This is a genomic window from Actinokineospora sp. (assembly GCF_052390155.1).
Classification (GTDB): Bacteria; Actinomycetota; Actinomycetes; order Mycobacteriales; family Pseudonocardiaceae; genus Actinokineospora.
On sequence record NZ_JBQTHF010000011.1, the window covers coordinates 49460 to 61355 of the forward strand.

General features: G+C 68.2%; 15 protein-coding genes. 7 read left to right on the forward strand and 8 right to left on the reverse strand.

All coding sequences use genetic code 11. The features are described 5' to 3' along the window. Positions 1-5 precede the first annotated feature (5 nt). The 3 genes from ACT4N7_RS05650 to ACT4N7_RS05660 all read left to right on the forward strand — a co-directional run bounded on the left by ACT4N7_RS05650 (position 6) and on the right by ACT4N7_RS05660 (position 3335). Positions 6-581 (forward strand): isochorismatase family protein, encoded by a 576-nt coding sequence (locus ACT4N7_RS05650; protein WP_444827510.1) that lies wholly within the window; start codon positions 6-8, stop codon positions 579-581. A 349-nt stretch (positions 582-930) separates the two neighbouring features. Next, positions 931-2970: an ATP-dependent DNA helicase gene (locus tag ACT4N7_RS05655; RefSeq protein WP_444827511.1), complete on the forward strand. Its 2040-nt coding sequence runs from the start codon at positions 931-933 to the stop codon at positions 2968-2970. Positions 2971-3014: 44 nt separating this feature from the next. Continuing rightward, positions 3015-3335, forward strand: coding sequence for a hypothetical protein (locus ACT4N7_RS05660; RefSeq protein WP_444827526.1), 321 nt, complete (start codon positions 3015-3017; stop codon positions 3333-3335). Here the strand turns inward: ACT4N7_RS05660 and ACT4N7_RS05665 are convergent. Then, complete coding sequence (locus ACT4N7_RS05665; protein WP_444827512.1) at positions 3332-4120, reverse strand: peptidyl-tRNA hydrolase; 789 nt, start codon at positions 4118-4120, stop codon at positions 3332-3334. The two genes, ACT4N7_RS05660 and ACT4N7_RS05665, sit on opposite strands and share 4 nt — an antisense overlap. Further along, complete coding sequence (gene serB, locus ACT4N7_RS05670) at positions 4117-5352, reverse strand: phosphoserine phosphatase SerB (protein WP_444827513.1); 1236 nt, start codon at positions 5350-5352, stop codon at positions 4117-4119. Before serB ends, ACT4N7_RS05665 begins: the two co-directional genes overlap by 4 nt. Positions 5353-5618: 266 nt before the next feature. Between serB and ACT4N7_RS05675 the strand changes: the two genes are divergently transcribed. Then, positions 5619-6335, forward strand: a complete 717-nt coding sequence (locus ACT4N7_RS05675; protein ID WP_444827514.1) for a DddA-like double-stranded DNA deaminase toxin — start codon at positions 5619-5621, stop codon at positions 6333-6335. A gap of 2 nt (positions 6336-6337) precedes the next feature. Next, positions 6338-6754: an Imm1 family immunity protein gene (locus ACT4N7_RS05680; protein ID WP_444827515.1), complete on the forward strand. Its 417-nt coding sequence runs from the start codon at positions 6338-6340 to the stop codon at positions 6752-6754. Positions 6755-6867: 113 nt separating this feature from the next. Here ACT4N7_RS05680 and ACT4N7_RS05685 read toward each other — a convergent pair whose 3' ends face one another. Then, positions 6868-7752 carry a methyltransferase domain-containing protein gene (locus ACT4N7_RS05685; RefSeq protein ID WP_444827516.1) on the reverse strand — a complete coding sequence of 295 codons (885 nt, stop codon included), beginning with the start codon at positions 7750-7752 and terminating at the stop codon, positions 6868-6870. A gap of 495 nt (positions 7753-8247) precedes the next feature. Here ACT4N7_RS05685 and ACT4N7_RS05690 point away from each other — a divergent pair, with 495 nt between their 5' ends. Continuing rightward, on the forward strand, positions 8248-8877 hold the full coding sequence (locus ACT4N7_RS05690; RefSeq protein WP_444827517.1) for a NucA/NucB deoxyribonuclease domain-containing protein: 630 nt from the start codon (positions 8248-8250) through the stop codon (positions 8875-8877). Then, entirely contained in the window at positions 8874-9416 is a 543-nt protein-coding gene (locus tag ACT4N7_RS05695; RefSeq protein WP_444827518.1) for a DUF6461 domain-containing protein, read from the forward strand. Before ACT4N7_RS05690 ends, ACT4N7_RS05695 begins: the two co-directional genes overlap by 4 nt. Positions 9417-9485: 69 nt before the next feature. Here ACT4N7_RS05695 and ACT4N7_RS05700 read toward each other — a convergent pair whose 3' ends face one another. The 5 genes from ACT4N7_RS05700 to ACT4N7_RS05720 form a co-directional block, all read right to left on the reverse strand. Then, positions 9486-10019 (reverse strand): Imm1 family immunity protein, encoded by a 534-nt coding sequence (locus ACT4N7_RS05700; protein ID WP_444827519.1) that lies wholly within the window; start codon positions 10017-10019, stop codon positions 9486-9488. Between the two features lie 10 nt (positions 10020-10029). Then, positions 10030-10614 (reverse strand): Imm1 family immunity protein, encoded by a 585-nt coding sequence (locus ACT4N7_RS05705; RefSeq protein WP_444827520.1) that lies wholly within the window; start codon positions 10612-10614, stop codon positions 10030-10032. A 138-nt stretch (positions 10615-10752) separates the two neighbouring features. Beyond that, positions 10753-11034, reverse strand: coding sequence for a DUF397 domain-containing protein (locus ACT4N7_RS05710; protein ID WP_444827521.1), 282 nt, complete (start codon positions 11032-11034; stop codon positions 10753-10755). Positions 11035-11140: 106 nt separating this feature from the next. Further along, positions 11141-11317 carry a DUF397 domain-containing protein gene (locus tag ACT4N7_RS05715; protein ID WP_444827522.1) on the reverse strand — a complete coding sequence of 59 codons (177 nt, stop codon included), beginning with the start codon at positions 11315-11317 and terminating at the stop codon, positions 11141-11143. Continuing rightward, positions 11314-11896, reverse strand: a 583-nt coding sequence (locus tag ACT4N7_RS05720; RefSeq protein WP_444827523.1) for a DUF5753 domain-containing protein, incomplete at its 5' end; no start/stop codon positions are given. The genes ACT4N7_RS05715 and ACT4N7_RS05720, both read right to left, overlap by 4 nt.

Consider the following 11896-nt stretch of genomic DNA (forward strand, 5'->3'; position numbering starts at 1 on the left):
GTCCCATGACCGACAAGACCGCGCTGATCGTCGTGGACGTGCAGAACGACTTCTGCGAGGGCGGCTCGCTCGCGGTCGCGGGCGGCGCCGAGGTGGCCGCGGCCGTCAGCGCGCACATCGCGGCGGCGAACTACGACCACGTCGTGGCCACCCGCGACTACCACATCGACCCGGGCGCGCACTTCAGCGAGACACCCGATTTCGTGGACACCTGGCCGGTGCACTGCGTCGTGGGCACGGCGGGCTCGTCGTTCCACTCGGAGCTGGACGTCGCCGCGATCGAGGCCGTGTTCTCCAAGGGCGCCTACGCGGCGGCGTACTCGGGCTTCGAGGGCGCGGGCCCGGGCGGGCGCTCACTCACCGAGTGGCTGCGCGCGCACGGGGTGGGCAAGGTCGACGTCGTGGGCATCGCGACCGACCACTGCGTGCGGGCCACCGCGCTGGACGCGGCCCGCGACGGATTCGTCACCACCGTGCTGCTCGACCTCACCGCGGGCGTCGCCGCGACCACCGTCGACACGGCACTGGACCGACTGCGCGTCGCCGACGTGACCCTCGTCGGCACACCCAAGGTGGGGTAGGCACCAACGGCACGTCGTTGTCGGCGCCACCTCGGCCCGGTTGATCGGGCCCGGCAAGGACATCGCACACGAGAGCAGCACAAGCCCGCGTACCCGGGCAATCGACCTTGCCTGCGCCCTGACCCACCCGGGCAGCCCCCGCCCTTCCCTTGGGGGGTCAGCCCTGCTCCAGTCTATCGGTGGTGGCGGGTTGTGGGGGTGCGGCGCGAAAGCTGTGGATGGATCGGCGGGGTGTGGACAAGTCGGGTCGCGGGTCGACGTCGTTCGACTCACTGTCCACTGTGGATTCCCCGGCGCGCCGGGGTGACCTCGGGCCGCGCTGACGGACCCCACCGGTACCGTCTGCGCTGTGTCCGACTCCCTGCCCCCGCTGCGCGAGCTGCTCGACACCGCGGTCACCGCGGTGGGCGGCGCCGAGCGGGCGGGGCAGGTCGAGATGGCCGAGGCGGTGGACGCGGCCATTCGCACGGGCGACCACCTCGCCGTCCAGGCGGGCACGGGCACCGGGAAGTCGCTGGCCTACCTGGTGCCGTCGGTGCGGCACGCGGTGGCGAAGGGCACCACGGTGGTCATCTCCACGGCCACCATCGCGCTCCAGCGTCAGCTCGTCGACCGCGATCTGCCGCGGCTGGCGAAGTCGCTGGCCAAGTCGCTGCGCCGGACACCGACGTTCGCCATTCTCAAGGGCAGGCGCAACTACCTGTGCCTGCACCGGCTCGACGGCGGCCCGCAGGACGAGCCAGAGGACCAGGCGCTGTTCGACCCGTTCGCGATCTCCCGGCTTGGCCGCGAGGTCACCCGACTGCGTGAGTGGGCAGGCGACACCGAGTCAGGCGACCGCGACGAACTGGTGCCCGGCGTGTCCGAGCAGGCGTGGCGGCAGGTGTCGGTGTCCGCGCGCGAGTGCCTGGGCGCGTCGCGCTGTCCGATGGGCACCGACTGCTTCGCCGAGCGCGCCCGCGCCGAGGCAGGCCGGGCGGACATCGTAGTCACCAACCACGCGCTGCTGGCCATCGACGCCCTGCAGGGCTACCAGGTGCTGCCCGAGCACGACGTGGTGATCGTCGACGAGGCGCACGACCTGGTCGACCGGGTCACCTCCGTGGCCACGGGCGAGCTGTCCGCGGCGGCGGTGTCCATCGCCGCGCGCCGGGTGGGCAGGCTGGTCGAGGAGGACACCGCCGACCGGCTCGCCGAGTCCGGCGACGGCCTCGCGATGCTCCTGGAAGACGTGTCCACCGGCAGGCTCGACACGCTGCCCGAGCCGTTGCGCGCCACCGTCAGCGCCATCCGCGACAGCGCCCACGGCTGCATCACCGCGCTCGGCCCGGAACGCCAGTCCGACCCGGACGCCGTGGCCACGCGCAAGCTCGCGATGTCGATGCTCGAAGAGGTGCACGACAACGCCGTGCGCGTGCTGGCGGCGTTCGACACCGACGACGCCCACCGCCGCGACGTGGTCTGGGTGACCGGCGACTTCGGCTCGGCCACCCCGCGCCCACCGACGGTCAAGGTGGCGCCGCTGGGCGTGGCGGGGCTGCTGCGCGAGCGCCTGTTCGGCGAGAACACGACCGTGCTGACCTCCGCCACGCTGACCCTGGGCGGCACCTTCGACGCGTTGGCCAAGCAGTGGGGGCTGCCGGGCACGCAGCGGGCGGGTGCGAAGGCCGAGGGCACCGCGACCGACAAGGAGCCGCCGTCCGACGCCGACGACGTGCGCTGGACCGGCCTCGACGTGGGATCGCCGTTCGACCACCCCCGCACCGGCATCCTCTACACCGCCCGCCACCTGCCCCCGCCCGGCCGCGACGGACTCCCCCCGGCGTACCTGGACGAGATCCAGGCGCTGGTGGAGGCCGCGGGCGGCCGCACACTGGGCCTGTTCTCCTCGATGCGCGCGGCCAAACAGGCCGCGCTGGCGCTGCGTGAGCGGGTCGAGCAGGACATTCTCTGCCAGGGCGAGGACTCGACGTCGCTGCTGGTGAAGAAGTTCGCCGAGAACCCGGCGACCTGCCTGTTCGGCACCCTGTCGCTGTGGCAGGGAGTGGACGTGCCGGGGCCGTCGCTGTCGCTGGTGGTGATGGACCGCATCCCGTTCCCCCGGCCGGACGATCCGCTGGCCTCGGCCCGGCAGCGGGCCGTGGAAGCCCGCGGCGGCAACGGTTTCCTCACTGTCGCCGCCACCCACGCGGCACTGCTGCTGGCCCAGGGCGCGGGCCGACTGCTGCGCTCCACCGACGACCGGGGCGTCGTCGCGGTCCTCGACCCGCGGCTGGCCACCGCGCGCTACGGGGGTTTCCTGCGGGCGTCGCTGCCCCCGTTCTGGCCCACGACCGACCCCGAGGTCGTGCGGGCCGCCCTTCGCAGGCTGGACGCCGCTGCGAAGTGAGCTAGTCCCTCAGCAGAATCATTCACGGAGGTCGCGTGTCAGGCATACCCGGCGAAGCGGGCATCACCGTCGACGACGAGGGGGTGCGCCGCCAGCTCGCCGACGGCAGCGCGGAGTCCGTGTCCTGGGCCGACCTCGCCGAGGTCGCGATCCGCACCACCCCGGAGGGCCCCTGGAAGGAAGACGTCTTCTTCCTCCTGATGCGCGACGGCGGCGGCGGCTGCGCGGTGCCCGCGGGTGACCCGGCCGCCGACGACCTGATGAACCGCCTCCAGTCCCTGCCCGACTTCGACAACGAGTCCTTCATCGAGGCCATGACCACCACCGAGGACGGCCTGTTCGTCGTCTGGCAACGCCCGGCTTAGGGCCACTGGGCGAGGATCGTCACCGTGCCGGGGGCCACTTCGGTGAAACCGGCGTCGCGGACGGCCAGTACGCGGCGGGAGCGCCAAGCCGCGTCGGGGTCGTCGCCGAGCAGCAGGGATTTCCACTGGTGTGCCGACGGTGTCCGAACCGCGCACCGGAACCCGCTGTCGGCCCACGCCGTGAGCGGAGTGGTCGCCAGGACGGCGGCGAGGAGCATGGTGGCGTGGCCGACCTGCGCGGCCGCTTTCCCCGCTGTCATCGGCACTTCCGGGTTGCACCACAGCACCGGCACGCCCGGCGGCGGCGGGCCGGGGTCATCGTCGGGGAGTTCGCTGCCGGAGATCTGGAGCCGGGCGACCTCGCGCGGGGTGTCGGCCACCCGGACCGGCACGAGCGCCCGCGCCTCGGCGCCGTCGACCTCGATGGTGACGCCGGGCAGCTCCCGCACCGCCGCCCAGTGCGTCGCGCGGGCCCGGCGGGCGACCTTGCGGATGCTGCCGGAGACCCATTCCCGCACGTCGTCGTGCCAGGGGCCCTCCGGCCCGGCGCGCGGGTCGAGGCAGACCGCCAGGGCGGCCGACGCGGCGGCGGCAAGCAGCGACGTCCGCGCGGGCGGTGCGTCGCGCTCGATGCGCAGGACCACCGGCATGGCCCGCACGAGCGCCGGGTCCTCGTCGGCGACCTCGCGGGTCGCGGCGGCGGGCAGCGCGAGCCACGACGCGTAGCTGGCGGCCAGCGGGGCGAGGATGCTTCCGCCACCCCACGCGGCGGCAGGCTCGGTCACGGTCGGTCGAGGTCGAGGCCGTCCGCCGCGTCGGCGGCTTCCACCTCGGCGCGGGTGACGCCCAGGACGAACAGGACGACGTCGAGGTACGGGTGGGACAGCGCGGTGTCGGCGACCTCCCGCAGGGCGGGCTTGGCGTTGAACGCGACCCCGAGGCCGGCCGTGGACAGCATGTCGATGTCGTTGGCGCCGTCGCCGACCGCCACGCACTGGGCGAGGGGGACGCCGTACTGCTCGGCGAAGCGGCGCAGCGCCACCGCCTTGCCCGGCCGGTCCACGACATCGCCGACAACCCGCCCGGTGATGCGGCCGTCGACGACCTCCAGTTCGTTGGCCGCGTGGAAGTCGAGGCCGAGGTCTTCGACCAGGCGCTCGATGATGTAGGTGAAGCCGCCGGACACCACGCCGCAGCGGAAGCCGAGGCGCTTGAGGGTGCGGATGGTCGTGCGGGCGCCAGCCGTCAACTCCAGCGCGTCGGCGACCTCGTCCATTACGGACGCGGGCAGCCCGGCGAGCAGTTTCACCCGACGTTCGAGGGACTCGGTGAAGTCGAGTTCGCCGCGCATCGCGGCCTCGGTGACCTCGCGGACCTGCTCCTCGCAGCCCGCCTTGGCGGCCAGCATCTCGATGACCTCACCCTGGATCAGCGTGGAGTCGACGTCGAAGACGATCAGCCGCTTGGCGCGACGGGACAACAGGTCGCGCTCGACCGCGATGTCCAACTCGACCCTGGTCGACAGCTCGACCAGCGCGGCCCGCAACTCGGCGTCGGCCTCGGGCGTGTCAGTCGCGACCGACACCCGCAGCTCCAGACCGGTGACGGGGTAGTCGGCCACGCGGCGGATGGCGTCGATGTTGGTGCCGAGCGCGGCCAGCCTGCGAGCGACCTCGCCGAACGCGCGCGCGGTGACCGGCCTGCCCAGCACCACCAGCACGTGCGAGGAACCCAACCGGGCCTGGGAAAGCGGGTCCACCCCGATCTCGACGTCGACCTGCATGGACACAGTGGCCATCGCCTGCTCGACGGTCTCCTGCAACCCCTCGGCGTCGTGGTGGGCGCCGACGAGGGCGCCGAGCACGAGCTGGCCACGGATGACGACCTGCTCGACGTCGAGGATGTCGACGCCGTGCCTGGTGAGCACCGCGAACAGGACCGATGAGACACCCGGCTTGTCCGGGCCGGTGACGGTGATCAGAACAGGCGTGTGCCGGGGATCAGGTTGTGCCGCCACGATCGGTCGCTCTCCGTTCCTCGAAAGCCCCAACGTCTCACGGCGCGGCCACGTCGCGGAAGCGATCACACCTGGTGATCCCGACCACACCTCCACCAGATGAGCGTGGATATCGTCGCAGGGTTCCCATTCGCTTCGCGGTCGGGCGAGGAGGCCGATCGACCACGGCACTCGTATCGTCGGTGTGTCCCCACGGGTGTACGAGCGGTCTCAGGGAGGCAGACGTGGTAGGGGCGAGGGAAGTCGCGGCCGACCTGGAGTTGGCCTTGAGTCTGCTCCCGGCCGAACTGGTGAGCATTGCCCACGGGCACCTGAGCGAATGTTACGGGATTCTCGCCCCCATTGCGGCAGGCAGCAGTCAGGCTGAGCTACGTCAGGCCGTTGCCCAACTTGCCTACGTTGTGGGCGAACTGGAGCGTGTCCAATACGCGTTCGTCACTATCCGCTCGGCTGTCCAAGGGCTCGTTACGGCACTCGTGGGGACAGGCACAGTCAGCGATGTGGTGCGCGTAGTCGAACCGAATATTGTGGCAAAGCGCGACGAAACCGCGCGACCGATCGCAACGGCCAACGCAGGGAATGCTGACGGCAAACGAGCGGCCGACCTGCTGGCCAAGTTGCCGAAACGCACCAAACCTGGAGACAAGACATCGGGTTATTGGATGGATGAGGACGGCAAAGAATACGGCCCACTCGTCAGCGGCGAAGACGAGGATTACTGGCGGGCACTTGAAGAACTTCGCTCGCTGCGAATTGGCCCTCAGCGCGGCGCGATGTGGGCCGTTGCCCACGTCGAGGTCAAGTTCGCTGTACGACTACGCGGTAGTGACCGCAAACGTATAAGACTGGTCATTAACAATGCGCCCTGTTTCCAGGGTCGTTTCTCCTGCGATCGACTCCTACCCCAAATCTTGCGACCAGACCAAGAGGTTACGGTGTACTGGCCGGAAGGCAAGCGAACGTACAGAGGACGGAGGCCATAACGGTGGGGTTCGTACTGGAAGTCGCATACCACAACAACGTACCCGTGCAACCGCTGCGCACCGAGGCCGACATAGCGCGGTTCGTGGCCGAGCTACTTGCGGCCGATCCGTTTCACCGTTCGGCCAGTGTGTATGCGATTGACGAGACAACCGACGCTGACCCAGACCATGAAATGATTGTCGGGGTGGCCCCGGAGCGGACTCTCGGTGTCGTGCGCTACACCGGAGATGGTGGTGACTGGGCGAGCCGAGGGGACGCCACCAGTCCTGTTGATGTGGTGTACACCTACTTCGGCACCGGCCATGACTTTCCGGCTGATGCCGAAGTGCCGCTATCGCTGGTCCAGCGGGCGATGGTGGAACTTCTGGCGACCGGCGGCAGGCGGCCACGCTGCGTTGTCTGGCAGGAGCGGCAGTAGCTCGATCCTGCTACCGGTCGAATCGCCCTGAACGCACCATCCAGAGCTGGTTGCCACCCGACTCCGAACGAGACGAAACAGTTCGACGTTGGCCGCGCGGTGTCGCGGAGCGATCACACCTGATGATCCCATCCACACCGCAGGTCGGCGGTCAGGGGCCAGCAGTGGTCGCTGTCGGGGTTGTCGAGCCAGACGTACTGTCTGCCAGGGACGTTCAGGGCTGCCACACCAAGACGCGTCGCGTCGGGCCTGCCCAACGCGTCGAACGCGGCGACGGCGTGCTCGACGGTATCCCACAGCCGATAAGGGCCGTGTTGGCGAACTGCCCAGGTGCCGTCGTCGAGCGGTGTCAGGTCGACTTCGGCGCGGGCGGCGCCGCGTTCCGCGACCACCACGCGGTGCTCGGCGCCGCCACCGACCTGCAGGCCAGGGGCGTGCAGCCAGAGGAACAACATGAGCTCCGGCCGGGCAAGCAACCCAGCGGGGTCGAGGGTGGTGGTGCCGTAATGCGGCATGCCGATGGCGGCTGACGCCGGTTCCTGGCCAGGGCCGTGTGGGCTGTCGACGTCGCGGCGCATCGGCATGAACAACACCGGGTAGGGGTCGACGATGCCCGTTACCTCGTCGGGTGCGGTCTTGTCGAGCACGAGCAGCGGACCGGCACTCCCGGCATCCAACGGCGCAACGATCCGGCCGCCATCGGCGAGCTGATCGATCCAGGCAGGCGGGATCGCGGTGGCGGCGCACGTGGCGATGATCCGATTGAAGGTGCCGCCACCGGGCCAACCCGCCGCGCCGTCCCCGGCCGCCAACTGAGGGTGTAGGCCGATCCCGGCCAGGTGCGCGCGGGCGGACTCGACCAGCGCGGGGTCGAGATCGATGGAGCAGACCGCCTGGTCGCCGAGCCGGTGCGCGAGCAGAGCGGTGTTGTATCCGGTTCCGGTGCCGATCTCCAGCACCCGATGCCCGGGTCGCACCGCGAGCCGTTCCAGCATCATCGCCATTACCGTCGGCCTGGTAGAGGAAGAACTGGGGATGGCACGTCCTGAAATGTCGGCGGGCCGGGTCTGGGTGGCCAGGGACTCGTTGGCGTAGACCGCGTCCAGCCAACCGGGGTCACTTGCCCCATCACCGTCGCGCCATTGAGAATCCGGGGGACGAACTGGTGTCGCGGAGTAGCGCCAAACGCGTGCAGCCACGCGGGGTCGAGCACTACGCCCATAGCGGCCAACTCGGCGTTGAGTTCGGCGGCGAGCGCGGCCGCCCGGGTATCCCAGGATGCGGTGCCGAGAACGTCCACGCGTGCTACTCCCTGATCAGTGCGTCCGCGATCGCCCCGGCGATCGGCAGTTCCGCATTCCTCGGCCAGCCAAGGCCTCCGCTCCCCTTAGGAGTCGTTACATCGATGAACAGCGCCGAGTGACCGGTTCCTCGATCCTTGCGTCTCTGACAGAATCCAACCTGTCACTGTCCGTCCCGCTGGGGGCAACCACATGGCCAAGACCAAGACCGGCCTCCTCCTCCCGCTCCTGGCCGTCGCCGGACTGGTCGCCTACGTCGGCATGGACACTGTGACTGACACCGTGGGCGACCTGTTCGGCGGCTCCGATCCGGTCATCGTCGAGGACAACGGCTACCAACTCCTTGTTGCCAGCGACGGTAAGGCCAAGGTCAAGCAGTGCAGGGCACAAGTTGCCCTGACCACCCGCAAGTGTGGCGACCTCAAGATCGTGGTCATCGACGCCACGAAGATGCCGTTCATTTCGCGCAACATCCAACTGGCCTGGTCGGACGGCATCCCGTCCGTGCTGACCCGCAACTCAGCCAAGCAGGCCGCGAACCGTGCTGCTGCCTGCGGCAAGTTCGTCCCGAAGTACGGCGGCAGTTGCGATGAGTACGCCCTCGCCACCACCGACGAGGGCGACTCAGGTGCGCGCACCGAGGAAGTTCCCTTGCGCGAGCAGCGCTGCCAGGGTGGGGCGGTGACGGGTGGCTACGCCAAGGCAGGCGTCGGGCAAAGCGACAAGTTCCTGGTGGTCATCTCGAACCCCAAGAGAATCGCTACCAGGCCGTTCACCGGCACCGACGTGGCAGAAGATCCGGTGGAACAATGCACGGTGTGAACCGCTACGCCTGGGTAGACGCGGCCTACGACCTGTCATGGACACTGGCTGTCATTCAAGCCCGCACCGAGAACGAGGCGCGGGCGGTCTACGGCGCAGACCAACAGGTCGGCAAGCTGACGTTCGAGCAAGCCAACGACGAACGCACTGAGCACCTGGACGAGTACGGCCTGGTGCAACTCAAGGCGCACGGTGACTACCTGGTGGCCATCGAGCCCAACGGTTGGGTTGGCAACGACCCCGAAGTCGCTCGCAAGCTCTCCAGCCCGACCGGCCTATTCCTCTCGGTGTACTGGAGCGTGAACGGCCACCAGCTCTTGCAGGCCACGGACGGACAGATCACCGGGCGGTTCGAACCGACGTTTATCGGCCTACCTGCTGGGGCGAACGACATCCTTCCCGGTTGGGTCGGGGATGACGAGTTCACGCTTGAGCACTTGCGTTCGGCCAGTCTGGCCGCAGTTGAGCGCCAAACCGGCGTCGCCTTCGATCCGGCCTGGCTCACTGATCCGCTGCCGACCTACCGCGTCCCGTCCTGATCGAGCCACCGCAGGCCAGCCATCTGGATCGGCGACACCAGCAACGATGTAGGGGTTGGCCGACTGGGGTCAGCGCATGTTCCGCTGGTCGTCAGAGGTCACGATGTCCCCGGCGCCGTCCAGTTTCCACCGGAAGTTGTTGACAACAAGCCAATCCACTGACGTGGGCCGCTCGCCTGCGCGGACCCACTCCACCACTACCTCCCGCAACTCGTCGATCGGCATCACACATCGAGGCGGAAACTGAGTCTGGCTGTCCTGGTCGTAGTAGACACCGGGTAGGTCGGCGATCCGCCGCTGGGGCACCGCGATCCAGGCCCAATCCGCTCCCTCAGGAGTCGTTTCATCAATGAACAGCGCCGCCCCGAACTTCGCGAAATAGCCCACCTCCATCCACCGGCGCGTCGACAGTCTTTCGCCCGGCAGGAGGGGGCGGTCATCTACGTAGAATTGGGCTCTCAGGTGATTGCGCGCGGCTATGCCGCCGTGGTCGGAATCGCGGAGCGCGAGCCGAACGAGCCGGTCACGTTGTTCCGGCTCGACAGCCACAATGTACGGATCGCCGATTCCACTGCCCAGCGCGGTGACGAATCCGCCTGTCATCGATCCTCTTTCACGAAACCCCGAAATCGCTGCGCGGCGTCTTGTTTCCACCAAGCTGGCAAGTCATGTTCCCGGATGCGATGTCCCCGGCACCGTCGAGCTTCCACCGGAAGTCGTTCACGGTGAGCCACTCGACCGATGCCGGACGCTCACCGGTGTGCACGAACTCCAGCACCACCTCGCGCAACTCGTTCATCGGCAGCACGCATCGTGGCGGGAACAGGATTCCGCTCTCCTGGTCGAAGTACACGGCGGGCACGTCTGCCAGCGGACGTGCCCGTACGGCCAACCAAGCCCAATCTTCGTCAGTGGCGGAGTTGTCTCCGGGGTCGCGGGGATCATGAGTGAACAGCAGGCCGCCGAACTTCGCGAAGTAACCAGCCTGCAAGCATTGGTGTGGAGCACCGTTGCCCATGCCGACCGGCCGATCCCAAGTGTAGAAGCAGGTGTTGAAGTGACTACGTGCATAGATGCCGCTGAGGCCGGGATCGTGCAGAGCGAGGTCCACCAGCATCTCTCGCTGGATCGGCTCACCAGCAACGATGTGAGGGTAGACGACGCTACTGCCACGCGCCGTGACAACGTGATCAACCATCGTCTCTCCTCACCTTTCCGTGAGGTCCAGGCCAGGCAGCTCAACCCTTGTCGTACCCGCACAGACCCGTTCGTTGTTGATCACGACAACGCCGGTTCTGCTGCCGTTCTCCGCTGTTCGCGCCCGGGGATCGGAGTGCTAGCGGTCGAAACGGCCGTGCTTGATCTCGCGAAGGAGGGCGGGGACGCTGCCCCGCAGGATCGGGCCTGTGGCGTTCTTGGAATCGCGGAGGTCGTTCAGGGTGTTCGACAGCTCGACGCAGTTTTGCCCGTTCTGGCTGCGGCTCGACTTACGCCATGGGGTCTGGGGGGACATCGTGCATCTCCATTCTCTTTGCGGTCTCAGTGATGAACCGAACTGAATCGCCGGGCCCATGGCCGCCTGAAGCACTTTCTCTGCGGCGTGCTTGTAGGCGGTCACATCATCGTTCTTGTGCAGCCACAGCGTGGATCTCCGAGGATTAGGCGACCGATCGGCAGTGGCGCGATGCGCCATGTCTGTTCCAGTTGCCACAACGGCGCATCCTCTAGCGGTCGAAACGGCCGTGCTTGATTTCGCGCAGGAGGGCAGGGACGCTGCCCCGCAGAGTCGGGCCTGTGGCGTTCTTGGAATCGCGGAGGTCGTTCAGGGTGTTCGACAGCTCGACACAGTTCGGCCCGTTCTGGCTGCGGCTCGACTTACGCCAAGTGGCCTGGGAGGTCATTCGCGGGACTCCATTCTTTCTGCCATCGCGGCGGTGAATCGGATTGAGTCGTCGAGGTTCATAGCTGTCCGCAACAGCGTATCGACGGCACTCTTGTAGGCACGCACGTCGTCAGCCTTGTGCAGCCATAGCGTTGTTCTCCGAGTCTCCAGGAACACAGCAGACGTCGGGCTATCAGGATCGATGAGGGCGAACGAACCATCCAACGCTGGATGCCACCCAACGCCGAACGGAACGACCCGCAGCTCGACATTGGGACGCCGGGCCATCTCGACCAAGTGGCGCAGTTGCGCCGCCATCACGGCCTTGCCGCCGATGTCCTGACACAACGCGGCCTGTCCGATCAGGGCGAGCAACCGGGCCGGGTTCTGCCGGGTGATGACCTCGCGGCGGCCCACGCGGATAGCGATTCGGGTGGGGATGTCAACCTGCGGGACACTGCCACCAGTGGACATGATCGTCCGAATGTAGTCCGTGGTTTGCAGCAAGCCCGGGATCAGCAGCGGCGCCACCTCGGTGATGGCGGTGGCGTTCTGCTCGTAGTCCAGGAACGCCGACATCTGCTGGCGCTGCTCCGGC

Bases quoted from the DNA above. Each gene is read 5' to 3' on its own strand.
- ACT4N7_RS05650 (WP_444827510.1), top strand. From the start codon at position 6: ATGACCGACAAGACCGCGCTGATCGTCGTGGACGTGCAGAACGACTTC.
- ACT4N7_RS05700 (WP_444827519.1), bottom strand. From the start codon at position 10,019: ATGACAGGCGGATTCGTCACCGCGCTGGGCAGTGGAATCGGCGATCCG.
- ACT4N7_RS05705 (WP_444827520.1), bottom strand. From the start codon at position 10,614: ATGGTTGATCACGTTGTCACGGCGCGTGGCAGTAGCGTCGTCTACCCT.
- ACT4N7_RS05690 (WP_444827517.1), top strand. From the start codon at position 8,248: ATGGCCAAGACCAAGACCGGCCTCCTCCTCCCGCTCCTGGCCGTCGCC.
- ACT4N7_RS05685 (WP_444827516.1), bottom strand. From the start codon at position 7,752: ATGATGCTGGAACGGCTCGCGGTGCGACCCGGGCATCGGGTGCTGGAG.
- ACT4N7_RS05715 (WP_444827522.1), bottom strand. From the start codon at position 11,317: ATGACCTCCCAGGCCACTTGGCGTAAGTCGAGCCGCAGCCAGAACGGG.